Raw genomic sequence first — 15,820 nt, 5'->3', positions numbered from 1 at the left:
CGGGGCTCCTTGGGTACTGCGTCGGTCGCGATGTGCGTCCGGTTCCAGCTTAGGCGGGGGTGACGTTCTCCGCCTGCGGGCCCTTCGGGCCCTGGGTGACGTCGAAGGTCACCGCCTGGTTCTCCTCGAGGGAGCGGAAGCCGGAGGCGTTGATCGCGGAGTAGTGGACGAAGACGTCGGGGCCCCCGCCGTCCTGGGCGATGAAGCCAAAGCCCTTTTCAGCGTTGAACCACTTCACGGTTCCGGTAGCCATAAAGCCCTCCTATGGGCCAAAGGGTTGCCCTGCTCCAGAACCTGCGAGAAGTCTGAAAACTACAAAAGCCTGCGGGTTACATGCTCCGCAGGCTCTGTACTGCAAGGGAAACCAAACTGCAACTTGCGGCGAGCGTAGCACGGAGCCTTCTCACCGCGAAAGAGTTGAAGATCACGCTCAAGGTGGGTTTTCGGCCGAGCAAAGCCGGAAAAGCTCGCCGGTCGGGCGGGAACGGGCCGGACCCCGCCCGGGGTGATCGCGAGCGACGGGGCTAGCCTCCGGATGTGGACAATTCCGTACCTGACGCACCGACCCCAGCCCGAGCGCCGCGACGGGGGCACCGCAGCCGTCCGCGCGTCGGCCACATCCAGTTCCTCAACTGCCTGCCCTTGTACTGGGGGCTCGCCCGGACCGGGACGCTGCTCGACCTGGAACTGTCCAAGGACACCCCCGAGAAGCTCAGCGAGGCCCTCGTTCGGGGGGACCTCGACATCGCCCCGGTGACGCTGGTCGAGTACCTGCGCCACTCCGACGAACTCGTCGCGCTCCCCGACATCGCCGTGGGCTGCGACGGACCCGTGATGTCCTGCGTGATCGTCTCGCAGGGGCCGCTGGAGAAGCTGGACGGGGCGCGCGTCGCCCTCGGGTCCACCTCGCGCACTTCCGTGCGCCTGGCGCAGCTGCTGCTCACCGAGCGCATCGGGGTGCAGCCCGAGTTCTTCACCTGCCCGCCGGACCTGGGCCAGATGATGCAGGAGGCGGAGGCCGCCGTGCTCATCGGCGACGCCGCGCTGAGGGCCTCGCTGCACTATGCGCCCAAGCTGGGCCTGCAGGTCCACGACCTGGGGCTGATGTGGAAGGAGTGGACGGGGCTGCCGTTCGTCTTCGCCGTGTGGGCCGTGCGCCGCGACTACCTCGCCCGGGAGCCGGAGATGGTCCGCGAGGTCCACGAGGCGTTCCTGGCCTCCCGGGATCTGTCCCTGGAGGAGGTCGGCAAGGTGGCCGAACAGGCCGCGCGCTGGGAGGCGTTCGACGCCGAACTGCTGGAGCGGTACTTCACGACGCTCGACTTCCGCTTCGGCGCCCCGCAGTTGGAGGGCGTGGCGGAGTTCGCCCGGCGCACGGGGCCGACGACGGGCTACCCGGCGGACGTCCGGGTGGACCTGCTGGGGTCCTGAGGAACGGCCGGAGCCCCGGCCCCTGTTCGGGGGCCGGGGCTCCGTGGCGCGGACTTCCGCGGGCGTCAGGCGACCGGCTTCTGCATATGCTCGCTGATCCACTGGATCAGGCCGCCGTTCTCCATGGCGGGCACATAGGTCGCCGCGTTGTGCTGACCGCCCTGGATGACGTGGTACTTCGCCTTGACCGGGCCCTTGTTGCCGTACTTGGCGAAGAACGCGTCGATCGGCGGCTTCACCGGCTCGCTGGAGCCGACCTGGAGGCCCAGGTAGACCTCGGGGCCGCCCTTGGCGATCAGCCGCTGGGCGAGCACCTTGGAGTTGTTGTCCGCCCGCTCCTTCTCGTGGCCCTTCCACAGCAGGGAGTCGGGGACGATGTCCGGGCCGGAGGCGATCACGGCCTTGAACTTGTCCGGCTTCTGCAGCACGGACTTCAGCCCGGCCGAGGCGCCGGTGGAGGAGCCGAAGAAGGCCCAGCCGTCGCGCGACTTGATCGTCCGGAAGTTCTCCTTGATCAGCTGCGGGACGTCCTCGGTGAGCCAGGTGCCCATCTTGGGCTGGCCCGGGATGTCACTGCCGTCCCAGTAGCGGCCCGGCGTCGGGTCGTTCTTGTCGGTGTCGTGGTTCTCGGGGTTGAGCACCGGCATGGCGATGATGAACGGCAGGCTCTTGCCCTCGTCCGCCCACTTCTGGATGGAGGACTGCAGCTTGAGGTTGGTCCCCATCCAGTAGTTGTTGGGGAAGCCCGCGCCGCCCGGCAGCGCGATCAGCACGGGGAAGCCCTTGTCCTTGTACGCCGGGTCGTCGTACTGCTTGGGGGCCCAGACCCACACCTTGCCCTTGAAACCGGACTTCTTGCCCTGGTACGTCGTGACGGCGATCTTGCTGCCGTCCTCGGGGACCGTGCCGGAGACCTTGAAGCCGGCGTCCGGGCCGAGCGGCATCAGCGCCTTCGAACCGGCCTTCTGCTCCCCGCCCTTGCCGTCGTTCTGGCCGAAACTGATCGGGTCGCCCTTGTCCGAGAAGACCTCGAAGTAGTCGAGGACCGGGTAGGCGATCGCGCCGAGCAGGGCTATGCACACCGCGACGAGCGTCCAGCGCTTGGCGCGGGAGGCCCGGCGACGGCCCCGGGATTGGTAGGCACCGTTGGTCAACTGGCTCATCCTGTCCCTCTGGACGTATCTCCTGTCCCGAAGGACATGACGGTCGGTCCGGACGGAGGGAGCCCGGCGGGGCTCCCGGGGCCCGGCGGCTGCTGTGCGGTCGGACCGTGCCCGGCCGGGCACGGTCCGACCGGCTCGGTCAGGACGCGGGGATCGGCCCCACGATCTGGCCGCTGATCCACTTCATGCTGCCCTCGTCCATGCCCTTCACATAGGTCTTGGCGTCGTGCTTGCCGCCCTGGATGACCTGGAGGTGGGTGTGGATGGGGCCCTTGTTGCCGTATGTGGCGATGTACTTGTCGACCTTGGGCTTCACGGAACCCTCAAGGGTGCCGTACTGGAAGGCGAGGTAGACGTCCGGTCCGCCCTTGGCGATCAGCTTCTTGGAGAGGACCTCGGGGTTGTTCTCCGCCATCTCCTTCGGGTGGCCGTTCCACAGGCGGGAGTCGGGGACGATGTCCGGGCCGGAGGCGATCACGGCCTTGAACTTGTCCGGGTGCTTCAGCACGGCCTTCAGGCCCGCGAAGCCGCCGGTGGAGGAGCCCATGAAGGCCCAGCCGTCGCGCGACTTGATCGTCCGGAAGTTCTCCTTGATCAGCTGCGGGACGTCCTCGGTGAGCCAGGTGCCCATCTTGGGCTGGCCCGGGATGTCACTGCCGTCCCAGTACAGGGGGTCGGCGTTCTTCGGGTTGAGAACCGGCATCGCGATGATGAAGGGCTTGCTCGTGCCGTCCTTCGACCACTTCGCGACGCTCGACTCCAGGCCCAGGTCGGTGCCCATCCAGTAGTTGACGGGGAAGCCCGGACCGCCGGGGAGCGCGATCAGCACGGGGAAGCCGCTGTTCTTGTACTGCGGGTCCTGGTACTGCTTGGGGGCCCAGACCCACACCTTGCCGGTGAAGCCGGACTTCTTGCCGGCGTAGGTCACGACGCCGATCTCGGTGCCGTCACTCAGCGTGTTGGCGTTCTTGAACTCGGCCTTCGGGCCGGTCGGCATCGCGACCTTGGAGTCGGCGGCCGGCTTCGCCCCGTCGTTGCCGCCGGCCTGGCCGCCGCCGGTGCCGTTCGCCGGGACGTCCTGTCCGAAGCTGACCGGGTCGCCCTTGTGCGAGAACGGGCCGATCTCGAAGTACTTGAGCACCCCGCCGGTGATCAGCCCGAGCACGGCTATGGAGGCCACCACTATGGTCCAGCGCTTGGCGCGGGAGGCCCGGCGGTGGCCCTGGGACCGGTAGGCCCCGTTGGCTGAGTGCGTCATCGCGTCGCTCCGGACGGTTCTGCTGCCCCGAAGGACATGACGGTTTGTTCCGTCCTAGTGGATGGGCAAATGCGGGACGCGGGTTCCTGGGAGGGCCCATGAATTGAGTCATAGGCTGAAAATCGGGCCCGATGGCCCGGGCCCGGACGGGGCGGAGGTCCCGGGGCGCCCGCCCTCCCGCCCGGCGCGGACGGCACCCCTCCGCCACCGGTGACGCCCCCCTCGCCCGCACCCGCGCCCGACGGCCGCGTAGGCTGGCTCGGACTGACGAAACCCCCTCCGAAGGGACGCACGGTGACGGAGAACGCCGACCTCACGCCCTCTGACATCGCGGCCGTCCTCGACCGCGCCGCCGCCGGCGGCCGGATCACCCCGGAGGAGGCGCTCGTCCTCTACCGGAGCGCTCCCCTGCACGCGCTGGGCGCGGCGGCCGACGCCGCGCGCCGCAAGCGGTACGCGGGTACCGAGCACATCGCGACGTACATCATCGAGCGCAACATCAACTACACGAACTCGTGCGTCACCGCGTGCAAGTTCTGCGCCTTCTACGCCGCACCGAAGAGCCCCAAGGTCTGGACCCGGCCCCTCGACGACATCCTGCGCCGCTGCGCGGAGACCGTGGAACTGGGCGGCACACAGATCATGTTCCAGGGCGGGCACCACCCGGACTACGGCGTGGAGTACTACGAGGAGCACTTCTCGGCGATCAAGAAGGCGTTCCCGCAGCTCGTCATCCACTCCCTCGGCGCGTCCGAGGTCGAGCACATGTCGCGCATCTCGGGCGTCTCCGCCGAGGAGGCCATCCGCCGCATCCACGCCGCCGGCCTGGACTCCTTCGCCGGCGCCGGCGCCGAGCTGCTGCCCGCGCGGCCGCGCAAGGCCATCGCCCCGCTGAAGGAGTCGGGCGAGCGCTGGCTGGAGATCATGGAGCTGGCCCACAACCTGGGCGTCGAGTCGACCTCCACGATGCTGATGGGCACCGGCGAGACCAACGCCGAGCGGATCGAGCACCTGCGGATGATCCGCGACGTGCAGGACCGCACGGGCGGCTTCCGCGCCTTCATCCCGTACACGTACCAGCCCGAGAACAACCACCTCAAGGGCCGCACCCAGGCGACGATCTTCGAGTACCTGCGGATGATCTCCATCGCGCGGCTGTTCCTGGACAACGTCGCGCACATCCAGGGCTCCTGGCTGACCACGGGCAAGGAGATCGGCCAGCTGTCGCTGCACTACGGCGCGGACGACCTGGGGTCGATCATGCTGGAGGAGAACGTCGTCTCCTCGGCCGGCGCCAAGCACCGATCCAACCGCATGGAGATCATCGACCTGATCCGCAAGGCGGGCCGCGTCCCGGCGCAGCGGGCGACGACGTACGAGCACCTCGTCGTCCACGAGGACCCGGCGAACGACCCGGTCGACGACCGCGTGGTCTCCCACCTGTCGTCCACGGCGATCGAGGGCGGCACGGCCCACCCCGAGCTCAAGCTGCTCGACGCGCGCTGAGCGTGCTGACGATCCACGCGGCGGGGCTGCTGCTGACCGGCGCGGACGTCCTTCCGGACGGCGCGGTCGCCGTCGACGGCGCGGCCGTCGCGGCGCTCGGACCGCTGGACGAGGTGGCCGCCGCGCATCCCGGGGCACGGGTGCGCCGGTGGCCGGGGGTGATCACGCCGGGGCTGCGGCAGTGGCACGGCGGGGCGCTGCTGGAGCGCACCTACCACCCCGACCCGCGCGAGTACGAGGCGGTGGGCGACCGCCCGCTGACCGGTGAGCGCCTCGCGGCCCTGGAGATGAGCGAGACCCGCTGGGCGGGCAGCGTCCGGCGCGGTCTGCAGCACATGCTGCGGCACGGGACGACGGCGGTGGCCGGGGACTTCACGGATCCGGTGGTGCGGACGGCGGTGGCGCGCTCCGGGCTGCGCGCCCTTCCGGGCGCCGGGGCGCCGGGTACGGAGCCGGATCTCGATCCGTTCGCGGGTGCCGGGGGTCTGGCCGGTGCCGTCGCGGGCCCGCTGACCGTCGGCGGCCGGGCCGACCTGGCCGCCTTCGACGTTCCCGACGAGGCGGCGCTGATCGCGCGTGGGGCGGGGACGTGTGTGGCCACGGTGCTGGCGGGGCGGCTGGTGTTCCGGGGGCGGTGAGACCGGCGCGGAAGCCCGTTTCATTACTTCGGGTGAGGCTACCGTCGTATGTGGGATCGCGATTCGCGTCCGCGTCCACACTCGCGTCCATGGGAGCAGTGATGACAATCGATCGGCCTGGGGTACTCGCCACGCCGGAGAACTGGATGTTCCCGCCTGGCGATGGCTGGACCTTCGACCAGGTGAAGGAACTGGAGCTGCCCTTCGACTGGGAACTCGTGGACGGAGTGATCGTGGTCCGGGGACAAACCATGCTCTGGCACGACCACGTGCGGGACAGGCTGTGCCGTCAGCTGGAGGACGCGGCGCCCGCCGCGTACGGGGTCAATGTCGAGCGGTGCGTGAAGTTGGCCGATGACCATGTCCGAAAGCCCGACGTGAGCGTCTACGACATCGAGGGAGTCGACCTTTTCTCCACGGAGTGCACTCCGGTCAGCAAATTGAAGCTGGCGGTGGAAGTGGTTTCGACGGGCTCCAGGAGCGACGACCGGATTCGTAAGCCCGCTCTGTACGCCGAGTCCGGCGTGCCCAGTTACTGGCGCATCGAGCTGGAGGAAGACCGGCGGCTGGCCGTGCACGAGTTCTGGCTTCCTGTTGAGGAGCGGTCGTACATCCCGGCGCCCCTGCACCCCGTGCATCGGGAGAAGCTGGTCACGGAGCTGCCGTTCCCCATGGAGATCGATCTGACGGCGTTGCTCAGGTTTTGAACAGGGCGAGGACTCTGCCGGGTTCGCCGTCAACGATCCGTAAGAGCCCCGAACCCCCACATCAGAGCCCCGTCAAGAGGAACCCCTCCCACCGCTCCCGCCCGGCAGGATGATCACCGCGGGGACGGCCGCTCCGGCCGCTCCGCGGTGCGACTTCGAGGGCCCGGCCACCGCTGGACCGGCCGGCCGTAAGGACGCGCACCACCGGCGCGGTCCGCGCCGCCGACGGGCGGCGGGGAGACGGGGGAAGGCCGGTGGTCCTGGGGGGCGGGGGCCCACAGGAAGAGCGCAGTCCGCACCGCGGAGCGGTCGTCGATCCGGGGCGGCCGTACCCGTCCAGAGCCCCCTGTGACGGGAGGGTTCGACCGAGGGTGAACAATGGGGGAGTGACCCGAGCCTCCCTGGACAAGCAGCCGCACGAAGTCGCCGCGATGTTCGACGACGTGGCGGCCAAGTACGACCTCACCAACGATGTGATCTCGCTGGGCCAGGCCCGGCTGTGGCGCAAGGCGGTCGCGAAGGCCGTCGAGGCCCGTCCCGGGCAGAAGGTGCTGGATCTCGCCGCGGGCACCGGCACCTCGTCGATCCCCTTCAGCGCCGACGGCGCCTACGTCGTCCCCTGCGACTTCTCGCTCGGCATGCTGCGCGAGGGCAAGAAGCGCCACCCCTGGATGCCGCTGACCGCCGGTGACGCCACGCGGCTGCCGTTCGCGGACGGTGTCTTCGACGCGGTGACGATCTCCTTCGGGCTGCGCAACGTGCACGACACGGACGCCGCGCTGAGCGAGCTGCTGCGGGTGACCAGGCCGGGCGGGCGCGTGGTGATCTGCGAGTTCAGCCACCCCACGTGGGCGCCGTTCCGCACGGTCTACTCGGAGTACCTGATGCGCGCGCTGCCGCCGATCGCGCGCACGGTGTGCAGCAACCCGGACGCGTACGTCTACCTCGCCGAGTCCATCTCCACCTGGCCCGACCAGTCGGCGCTCGCCGCGCGGCTGCAGAAGGCCGGCTGGTCGAAGGTCGCCTGGCGGAACCTGACGGGCGGGATCGTCGCGCTGCACCGGGGCTTCAAGCCCGCCGAGTGAACGGCGGCTTCCGGGAACTGACGTTCGGTAAGGTGCTCCGGCTGTCCTGACCTTGCCGAGTTCTCGGAGCGTCCATGCCCTCGTTCTGTCCGTCCTGCGGCAACGCCTTCGCCCCGGACGCCCGGTTCTGCATGACCTGCGGCAGGGAACGGCCGGGGGCGCCGACGGCCGGGGGCGCCCCGCCCCCGCCGCCCTACGCGCCCGCGGCCGCCGCACCCGGCGCCGTCGCCCTGTTCGTGCGCCGGACGGCCACCGGCGACTGGGGCCGCTCGGCCCGGGCCGCGCTGTGGCCGGTCGCCCTGCTCGCCGTCCTCTCCGTCGCCCTCTCGTTGCCCAGTTACGGGGCCGACGAGGACGCCCTCCCGTGGTCCCAGCGCTTCCGCACCGCGATCGCGCTCCTGCTCCAGGGGCTCGGCGCCGGTCTGGAGGCGGAGGGCGAGCGCGGCCGCGGCTCGGTCTCGTTCTGGCTGCTCACCATGACCGTCCTGTGGACCGTCGCGACGATCGCCGGCGCCGCGCGGCTGCGCCGCGACCGCCCCTCGGGTCCGGGCACCGGCGGGCTGGAGGCGGCCCTGCGCATCGGGCTCCTGTCGGGCGCGGCGGTGCTGGCCCTGGGGCTGTACGGACAGCCGGACACCGATGAGGTGTCCCTCTCCACCACCCCGGTGCTCGCCGCCCTGTTCGCCCTCGGGCTGACCACCGCGGTGAGCGCCGCCGTGCTGTGCCGGGACGCGGTCGCCGTACGACTCGGGCCCGGCGCGCGAATGGTGCTGCGCGCCGCCGGTACGGCCCTGCGCGCCCTCGCCCTGGCGCTGGCGCTCTGGTCGGTCGTCCTCTTCGTGGTCGTCGCCGTCAACGCGGATGACCTGGAGGGGGGTTGGGGCCTGCTCGGTCTGCTGGCCCTGCTGGTGAACGCCGCTCTGCTGGCGCTCGGGGTGTCCTGGGGAGCCGACGTCACGGTGTCGTCCTCGGGCGCGCTGTCCGGCGACGGCGACTGGTTCGGCGACGGTTCCGGGTACGACGGTTCCGGTCGCGCCGTCGGCGCCGGGCTGTCCGAGATCGGTGCCCAGTGGGGCGTCTGGGCCCAGGTGGGCGTGGTGGTCATGGGAGTGCTCTGTGCGCTGGCGCTGACCCTGATGGTGGTGCGGCGGGCGGCCGGCGGCCGTGCGGAGCAGGTGCTGTCCGGGGTGTTCTTCCTGGCGGCCGTCTGGTCGGCCTCGCTCGCCGCCGGGTTCTCCGCGGAAGTCACGTCCGGGACCCGGCTGTTCGGCACGCGCATCGCCGCCGACACGGAAGCCGGTGTCAACGGCGGCGAGTTGCTGCTCTTCGGGCTGCTGTGGACGGCCGGGGCGGTGCTGCTGGCCGCGCTGGTGCAGAGTGCGCGGCGGCCCGGCTTCCCGCAGGCGGCCGGGGAGGTGTACGCGGCGGGCCCGTACGCGCCCCCGAGGCCGTCCGCCCCGCCCGTCCCGTCCACTCCTCCCGTCCCGTCCACTCCGCCCGCACCGGGCGCTCCGCCCGCACCGACGGTCCCGCCCGTCCCCGCTCAGGCCCCCGTCACCCCGCCGCCGGTCCCGGCCGACGCCCCGTCGCCCGTCGTCGGACCGCCTCCGGCGGCGGAGCCCGCCGCGCCCGAGCCGCCGACCGCCGTGGACCCCACCTCGTACGCGGCCCCCGGCGCCGCGTCCGACCCCGGCCGTCGCGGCCGGACGGCGCTGCGGTGGGCCGCCGTCGGCCTGGCCGCCTTCCTCGTCGGCGGCGCGGCCGCCGCCGGGGTGCTGCTGGCGGCCGGGCACGGCGGCGGCAAGGCGCCGCAGGAGCGGTCCGGGGCGAGCACCCGGCCGACCGCCGCGCCCGCGCCGGATGCGTCGGCCGCACCGCCCGCGCCCGCCACGCCCGCCACCCCGGGCGGTCCCGCCGACGGCACCGTCGCCGCCCCCGACGCCCACGAGGCCGCCACCCTGCCGCCCGGCAGGATGCCCGGGGGCTTCGAGCGGGCCGCCGCCCCCGAGGGCTTCTCCCTGGCCGTGCCCGAGGGCTGGCGGCGCGAGGACAAGGGCGGCGGGCAGACCGACTGGCACGGGCCCACCGGCCCCGAGCACCTGCGCGTCGGCGTCGTGGAGAAGGCGGAGCAGCCGTCGTACGAGCACTTCCTGGAGCTGGAGAAGACGGTCGGCAAGCAGGAGGGCTACCGGCGGCTCCAGTTGACCCGCAACACCTTCAAGGGGCGCCCGGGCGCCCTGTGGGAGTGGACCTGGGAGGACCACGGGCGGCCGATGCGCGCGGTCAACCAGGCGTACGTGGACGCGTCCGGGACCGAGTACGCGATCCTCTTCCAGGGGCGCGACGGGATGGGCCCCGCCGCCACCTGGCACCGGACGTTCGACACCGCGCTGGCGTACTGGTGGACCGGGAAGCCGTGATCATCCGGGTGACCGGCCGGTAGCCCGGAGTCAACGACCCGTGCCCGTTCGCCCGGGGGTGGCTCATAGACTCGTCGGGAGCAGCACCGTCTCCAATAACCGAACGGGAGAGCCGACATGAGCGACGTCCCTGCCGAACACACCGCCGATGTGATCGTGGTCGGCGCCGGTCCCGCCGGCTCCACCACCGCGTACCACCTCGCCAGGACCGGACTCGACGTCCTCCTCCTGGAGAAGACCGCGTTCCCGCGCGAGAAGGTCTGCGGCGACGGCCTGACCCCGCGCGCGGTCAAGGAGCTCATCGCCATGGGCATCGACATCTCCGAGGAGGCGGGCTGGCTGCGCAACAAGGGCCTGCGCATCATCGCGGGCGGCAACCGCCTGCAGATGGACTGGCCGGAGCTCGCGACCTTCCCCGAGTACGGACTGGTCCGCAAGCGGGACGACTTCGACGACCAGCTCGCCCGGCAGGCCGTCAAGGCCGGTGCCCGGCTGTACGAGCGCTGCAACGTCGGCGCCCCCGTCATCGACGGCCGCACCGGCCGGATCACCGGTGTGGAGGCCAGGCTCGGTGAGGAGAAGCGGCCCGTCACCTTCCACGCCCCGCTCGTCGTCGCCGCCGACGGCAACTCCACCCGGCTGTCGCTGGGCATGGGCCTGCACCGCCGCGAGGACCGGCCCATGGGCGTGGCCGTCCGCACCTACTTCACCTCGCCCCGCCACGACGACGACTACCTGGAGTCCTGGCTGGAGCTGTGGGACCGGCGCGGTTCGGAGCCCCGGCTGCTGCCCGGCTACGGCTGGATCTTCGGCATGGGCGACGGCACCTGCAACGTCGGCCTCGGCGTCCTGAACACCACGGGCGCCTTCAAGGAGCTGGACTGGCGCGAGGTGCTGAAGGCCTGGTGCGCCTCCATGCCCGAGGACTGGGGCTACACCCCGGAGAACATGACGGGCCCGATCCGGGGCGCCGCCCTGCCGATGGCCTTCAACCGGCAGCCGCACTACACGCGCGGCCTGCTGCTGGTCGGCGACGCCGGCGGGATGGTGAACCCGTTCAACGGCGAGGGCATCGCCTACGCCATGGAGTCCGGCCGGATCGCCGCCGAGGTCGTCGTCCAGGCCCACGGCCGCGCCGCCGCCCGGCGCGAGATCGCCCTCCAGCGCTATCCGAAAGTCCTCAAGGACGCCTACGGCGGCTACTACACGCTGGGCCGGGCCTTCGTGAAGCTGATCGGCAACCCGAAGGTCATGAAGATCGCCACCGAACGCGGCCTGACGCACCCCCTGTTGATGAAGTTCACGCTGAAGATGCTGGCCAACCTCACCGACCCGACCGGCGGCGACGCGATGGACCGGGTGATCAACGGACTGAGCCGGATCGCGCCCAAGGCGTGACCCGGGACGGATGTCCCGCGAAGGCCCCCGAGGCGCCGTCGGCGACGGCACCCGGGGGCCTTCGCGCATCCCCGGGGAGTTTCGTGCGGCGGTTGTTCGAATGCCTCCCGAATGCCTCCCGAATGCCTTCCGGAAGCCTTTCGAACGCCGCTGACGTCGGGTTAAGTTACTTCTGAGCCGGGAGGTGTCCGGCTCGGCGTATCTGACGCACCGTCAGGTGTTCGCCTCCGCAGAGAACGTGCGCGACAACGGCCGGGCGGCGCCCGCCTGTGCCTCCTTCGCCGTCGCGACGCCGAACTGCCCTTTTCCCTCCTCCCGTACAGCACCCATATGTCCCGCACCTATGTCCCGCACCTCGAATGGAGCGCGTTCCGTGGCTGCACCGGCGTCCCGTGCGCAGACCGACACCTTCGTGATGGCCGTGGTGGGAGCCGGTCCCCGCGGGCTCTCCGTGCTGGAGCGGCTGTGCGCCAACGAGCGCGCCGCCCCCGCGCACGGCGCGGTGACCGTGCACCTGGCCGATCCCGCGTTACCCGGCGCCGGGGCCGTATGGCGCCCGGACCAGTCACGGCACCTGCTGATGAACACCGTGGCCTCGCAGATCACCCTGTTCACCGACGCCAGTTCGCGCATCGACGGGCCCGTCGAGCCGGGGCCCGCGCTCCACGCGTGGGCCCGGGACGTGGCGGCCGCGGGGGAGCGGAGCGGCGAGGAGGCGTGGGTGCTCGCCGAGGCGCGCCGGCTCGGCCCGGACACGTACCCGACCCGCGCCTTCTACGGGCGCTACCTGCACGACTGCTTCCGGCGCGTGGTCGCCGGCGCCCCCGCCCACGTCACCGTGCAGGTGCACCGCTCGCGGGCCGTCGCGCTCACCGACGCGCACGGCACGGCGGGCGGGCCGCAGTCCCTCCAACTGGCCGACGGCACACGGCTGGACGGGCTGGACGCCGTGGTGCTCGCCCTCGGCCACGTGCCCGCCCGGCTCACCCCCGCCGAGGCCCGCACCGCGGGCCTGGCCCGGCTGCACGGCCTGGCCTACCTCGGGCCGGCCAACCCCGCGGAGGCGGACCTGTCCGGCGTGGAGCCGGGCTCCACCGTGCTGTTACGGGGCCTGGGTCTCAACTTCTTCGACTACATGGCCCTGTTCACCACCGGCAGGGGCGGAACGTTCCACCGGGCGGGGTCCGGCGGGCTCGTCTACCGGCCCTCCGGGCGGGAGCCGCGCCTGTGCGCCTTCTCGCGGCGCGGCGTGCCGTACCACGCGCGCGGCGACAACCAGAAGGGCCCGTCCGGGCGTTACCTGCCCCGGCTCCTCACCCCGGCCCGGATCGCCGCCCTGCGGGAGAGGGGACCCCTTCGTTTCACCGCCGACCTGTGGCCGCTGATCGCGGCCGAGGTGGAGGGCGTCTACTACGGGACGCTCCTGACGGCGCTCGGACGGGACGCCGAGCGCGCGGAGTTCACCGCGCGCTACCTGGCCGCCGGGGCGAGCGGGGAACGCGAGGAACTCCTCGACACGTACGGCGTCCCGGCGGGCCGAAGATGGGACTGGGAGCGGATCGCCGCCCCCCACAAGGGCCGGGACTTCACCGGCCGCGAGGCGTTCCGCCGCTGGCTGCTCGGCCGGCTGCGCGCGGACGTGCGCGCCGCGCGCGAGGGCAATGTGGACGGGCCGCTCAAGGCCGCCCTCGACGTGCTGCGCGATCTGCGCAACGAGGTCCGGCTCGCGGTCGACCACGCCGGCCTCGACGGCGACTCCCACCGCGACGAACTGGAGCGCTGGTACACGCCGCTCAACGCCTTCCTGTCCATCGGCCCGCCGGCCCGCCGGATCGAGGAGATGGCCGCCCTGATCGAGGCGGGGCTGCTGGAGGTGACCGGTCCCGGCACCGAGGTCCGCCTCGACGTCCGCGACCCGGCCTTCGTGGCCGTCTCGCCCGAGGTGCCGGGCCCGCCCGTGCGCGCCGCCGCGCTGATCGAGGCCCGGCTGCCCGAGCCCGACCTGCGGCGCACGGAGGACCCGTTGCTGCGGCACCTCCTCGACACGGGCCAGTGCGCCCCGTACCGCGTCCCGTCCGCCGTCGGCCCGGCCCACGAGACCGGCGGCCTGGCCGTCGGCGGACGCCCCTACCACCTGCTCGCGGCCGACGGCGTCGCACACCCGCGGCGCTGTGCTTACGGTGTCCCCACCGAGTCCGTGCACTGGGTCACGGCCGCCGGCATCCGCCCGGGCGTGGACTCGGTGACCCTGGCCGACGCCGACGCCATCGCCCGTTCCCTGCTCGCCCTTCCTCCGGCCGCCGCGGCGCCGGACGCACCGACGGAGATCCGCGTATGACCCCGCACGACACCGGCCTGCTCTCGCCCGTCCGGGCCGGGACCCCCGCCGAGGAGGCCACTTCGGACACCGCCTGGGTGCAGGCCATGCTCGACGCCGAGGCGGCCCTCGCCCGGGCGCAGGCCCGCCTCGGGAGCGTGCCCGCGGAGGCGGCCGCGGTCATCACGGAGACGGCCGCCGCCGGTCCGCCGGACGTACGGGCCCTCGCGCTGGCCTCGCGGGAGACCGCCAACCCCGTCGTCGGCCTGGTCGCCGCCTTCACGGCCGCGGTGGCCGAACGGGACGCCACGGCCGCGGAGTACGTCCACCGGGGCTCCACCAGCCAGGACGTCTTCGACACCGGAGCGCTCCTCGTCGCGGCGCGGACGCTGCGGCTCGTCCGGGACGACCTGCGGCTGGTGGCCGACGCGCTCGGGCGGCTCGCCGCCGCCCACCGCGACACGCCCGCCGCCGCCCGGACCCTCGCCCTCCAGGCCGTCCCGACCACCTTCGGCCTGCGCGCCGCCGGCTGGCGCCAGCTCGTCCTGGACGCCGAGGAACGCGTCGGCCGGCTCCTGGACGACGGCGGCCTGCCCGTCGCCCTCGGGGGCGCGGCGGGGACGCTGGCCGGGTACCTGGAGTACGCGCGCCTGGCCGGGGAACCGGACCTCGGCTCGTACCCGGAGCGGCTCGCCGCGCTCTTCGCGGAGGAGACCGGGCTGGCCCGGCCCGCCGCCGTGCCCTGGCACGCCCTGCGCTCGCCGATGGCCGACCTGGCCGCGGTGCTGTCCCTGACGGCGGGCGCGCTCGGCAAGTTCGCGCTCGACGTGCAGAACCTGACCCGGACGGAGGTCGGCGAGGTCGCCGAGCCGGCGGTGGCGGGCCGGGGCTCCTCCTCCGCCATGCCGCACAAGCGCAATCCGGTCCTCGCGACGATGATCCGCACCGCGGCGCTCCAGGTGCCGGCCTTCGCGCTGGTCCTCACCCAGCAGCTGCTGGCCGAGGACGAGCGCTCGGCCGGCACCTGGCACGCGGAGTGGCTGCCCCTGCGGGAGTGCCTGCGGCTGGTGGGCGGCGCGGCACGGACGGCGGTGGAGCTGGCGGAGGGGCTGGAGGCGCGGCCGGCGCGGATGCGTGTCAATCTCGGCCTGACGGGGGGACAGATGGTGTCCGAGCGGGTCTCGGCGGTCCTGGCGCCGCGGTTGGGGAAGGCGGGCGCGAAGCGGTTGCTGACGGAGCTGTCGGAGGAGTCGGTGCGGACGGGGCGTCCGCTCGCGGACGTCCTGTCCGCGGATCCCCGGGTGGCCGGGGTGCTGACGGCGGAGGAGTGCGTGGAGTTGTGCGATCCGGAGCGGTATGTGGGGGCGGCGGGGGCGATGGTGGATGCCGCGCTGACGCGCGGGGATTGAGCCCCGGTCCCGCCCTTTTACCGTTTCCCGGGGAGACCCCGGACCCCATCCGGCCTTCGGCCGGAGTCCTCAAGCGCCGGACGGGCTATTCAGCCCGTCCGGCGCTTGAGGACGAACGCGGCGCAGCCGCGTTGCCCCGCGCGGAGCGCGCGAGAAACGGTGAAAGGGCGGGCCAGGGGCAAAACCCCGCGCAGCGCACCCACCCGCACCCGACCGAAAACCGACCCGATCCAGTCATCCCCGATCGGGAGTCATCGACGAACCGATCAGAACAAACGCCCGTATTCGGCCCTCTCCGAAGCACTTTGTGCCGGAGCACATCCGCCCCGCAGACTCACCCCACCACCAACACCCCGGAACCGGACATCGGCCGGCCGGGTGCCCGCGAACACCGCACTGGGGGGAGGGCACCCGACCGATCCCGGTCCCGGGAACATACGGAAGGGCCGCCGTCCCCAGGGGGAACGGCGGCCCTTCCGACTGCTGCG

12 protein-coding genes are annotated in these 15,820 nt (G+C 72.4%); 9 read left to right on the top strand and 3 right to left on the bottom strand.

Annotated elements, in window-relative coordinates; all coding sequences use genetic code 11:
- Positions 1 to 49: 49 nt before the first annotated feature.
- Positions 50 to 253 carry a cold-shock protein gene (locus AB8735_RS18100; protein ID WP_004943697.1) on the bottom strand — a complete coding sequence of 68 codons (204 nt, stop codon included), beginning with the start codon at positions 251 to 253 and terminating at the stop codon, positions 50 to 52.
- A gap of 284 nt (positions 254 to 537) precedes the next feature.
- Between AB8735_RS18100 and AB8735_RS18095 the strand changes: the two genes are divergently transcribed.
- A complete protein-coding gene (locus tag AB8735_RS18095) occupies positions 538 to 1,431 on the top strand; it encodes a menaquinone biosynthetic enzyme MqnA/MqnD family protein (protein ID WP_372408431.1) in 894 nt (297 codons plus the stop codon).
- Between the two features lie 65 nt (positions 1,432 to 1,496).
- Here the strand turns inward: AB8735_RS18095 and AB8735_RS18090 are convergent, their stop codons facing one another.
- Complete coding sequence (locus AB8735_RS18090) at positions 1,497 to 2,594, bottom strand: alpha/beta hydrolase-fold protein (protein WP_344021585.1); 1,098 nt, start codon at positions 2,592 to 2,594, stop codon at positions 1,497 to 1,499.
- 139 nt (positions 2,595 to 2,733) lie between these two features.
- Positions 2,734 to 3,852 (bottom strand): alpha/beta hydrolase, encoded by a 1,119-nt coding sequence (locus tag AB8735_RS18085; RefSeq protein WP_372408429.1) that lies wholly within the window; start codon positions 3,850 to 3,852, stop codon positions 2,734 to 2,736.
- Positions 3,853 to 4,146: 294 nt separating this feature from the next.
- On the opposite strand from AB8735_RS18085, the gene mqnC reads away from it, so the two are divergent.
- The 8 genes from mqnC (at position 4,147) to AB8735_RS18045 (ending at position 15,332) form a co-directional block, all read left to right on the top strand.
- A complete protein-coding gene (mqnC, locus tag AB8735_RS18080; protein ID WP_344021581.1) occupies positions 4,147 to 5,358 on the top strand; it encodes a cyclic dehypoxanthinyl futalosine synthase in 1,212 nt (403 codons plus the stop codon).
- Between the two features lie 2 nt (positions 5,359 to 5,360).
- A complete protein-coding gene (locus AB8735_RS18075; RefSeq protein WP_372408427.1) occupies positions 5,361 to 5,996 on the top strand; it encodes a hypothetical protein in 636 nt (211 codons plus the stop codon).
- Positions 5,997 to 6,085: 89 nt separating this feature from the next.
- Positions 6,086 to 6,703 carry a Uma2 family endonuclease gene (locus tag AB8735_RS18070; protein WP_344021577.1) on the top strand — a complete coding sequence of 206 codons (618 nt, stop codon included), beginning with the start codon at positions 6,086 to 6,088 and terminating at the stop codon, positions 6,701 to 6,703.
- Between the two features lie 386 nt (positions 6,704 to 7,089).
- Positions 7,090 to 7,788 (top strand): demethylmenaquinone methyltransferase, encoded by a 699-nt coding sequence (locus AB8735_RS18065; RefSeq protein ID WP_372408426.1) that lies wholly within the window; start codon positions 7,090 to 7,092, stop codon positions 7,786 to 7,788.
- A 74-nt stretch (positions 7,789 to 7,862) separates the two neighbouring features.
- A complete protein-coding gene (locus AB8735_RS18060) occupies positions 7,863 to 10,208 on the top strand; it encodes a hypothetical protein (protein WP_372408424.1) in 2,346 nt (781 codons plus the stop codon).
- A gap of 117 nt (positions 10,209 to 10,325) precedes the next feature.
- Complete coding sequence (locus AB8735_RS18055) at positions 10,326 to 11,606, top strand: geranylgeranyl reductase family protein (protein WP_372408423.1); 1,281 nt, start codon at positions 10,326 to 10,328, stop codon at positions 11,604 to 11,606.
- Between the two features lie 415 nt (positions 11,607 to 12,021).
- The gene (locus tag AB8735_RS18050) at positions 12,022 to 13,944 is read left to right on the top strand and encodes an FAD/NAD(P)-binding protein (RefSeq protein ID WP_372411869.1); all 1,923 of its coding nucleotides are present in this window, start codon (positions 12,022 to 12,024) and stop codon (positions 13,942 to 13,944) included.
- Positions 13,941 to 15,332, top strand: coding sequence for an adenylosuccinate lyase family protein (locus AB8735_RS18045; RefSeq protein ID WP_372408421.1), 1,392 nt, complete (start codon positions 13,941 to 13,943; stop codon positions 15,330 to 15,332). Before AB8735_RS18050 ends, AB8735_RS18045 begins: the two co-directional genes overlap by 4 nt.
- Positions 15,333 to 15,820 lie beyond the last annotated feature (488 nt).

This window comes from Streptomyces luteireticuli, assembly GCF_041519305.1.
Lineage (GTDB): Bacteria > Actinomycetota > Actinomycetes > Streptomycetales > Streptomycetaceae > Streptomyces > Streptomyces luteireticuli.
The sequence above is the reverse complement of the archived record's forward strand: the minus strand, read 5'-3'. Positions and strand labels throughout refer to the sequence as shown.

Bases quoted from the DNA above. Each gene is read 5' to 3' on its own strand.
- AB8735_RS18100 (WP_004943697.1), bottom strand. From the start codon at position 253: ATGGCTACCGGAACCGTGAAGTGGTTCAACGCTGAAAAGGGCTTTGGC.
- AB8735_RS18090 (WP_344021585.1), bottom strand. From the start codon at position 2,594: ATGAGCCAGTTGACCAACGGTGCCTACCAATCCCGGGGCCGTCGCCGG.
- AB8735_RS18085 (WP_372408429.1), bottom strand. From the start codon at position 3,852: ATGACGCACTCAGCCAACGGGGCCTACCGGTCCCAGGGCCACCGCCGG.
- AB8735_RS18070 (WP_344021577.1), top strand. From the start codon at position 6,086: ATGGGAGCAGTGATGACAATCGATCGGCCTGGGGTACTCGCCACGCCG.
- AB8735_RS18060 (WP_372408424.1), top strand. From the start codon at position 7,863: ATGCCCTCGTTCTGTCCGTCCTGCGGCAACGCCTTCGCCCCGGACGCC.
- AB8735_RS18055 (WP_372408423.1), top strand. From the start codon at position 10,326: ATGAGCGACGTCCCTGCCGAACACACCGCCGATGTGATCGTGGTCGGC.
- AB8735_RS18050 (WP_372411869.1), top strand. From the start codon at position 12,022: ATGGCCGTGGTGGGAGCCGGTCCCCGCGGGCTCTCCGTGCTGGAGCGG.
- AB8735_RS18045 (WP_372408421.1), top strand. From the start codon at position 13,941: ATGACCCCGCACGACACCGGCCTGCTCTCGCCCGTCCGGGCCGGGACC.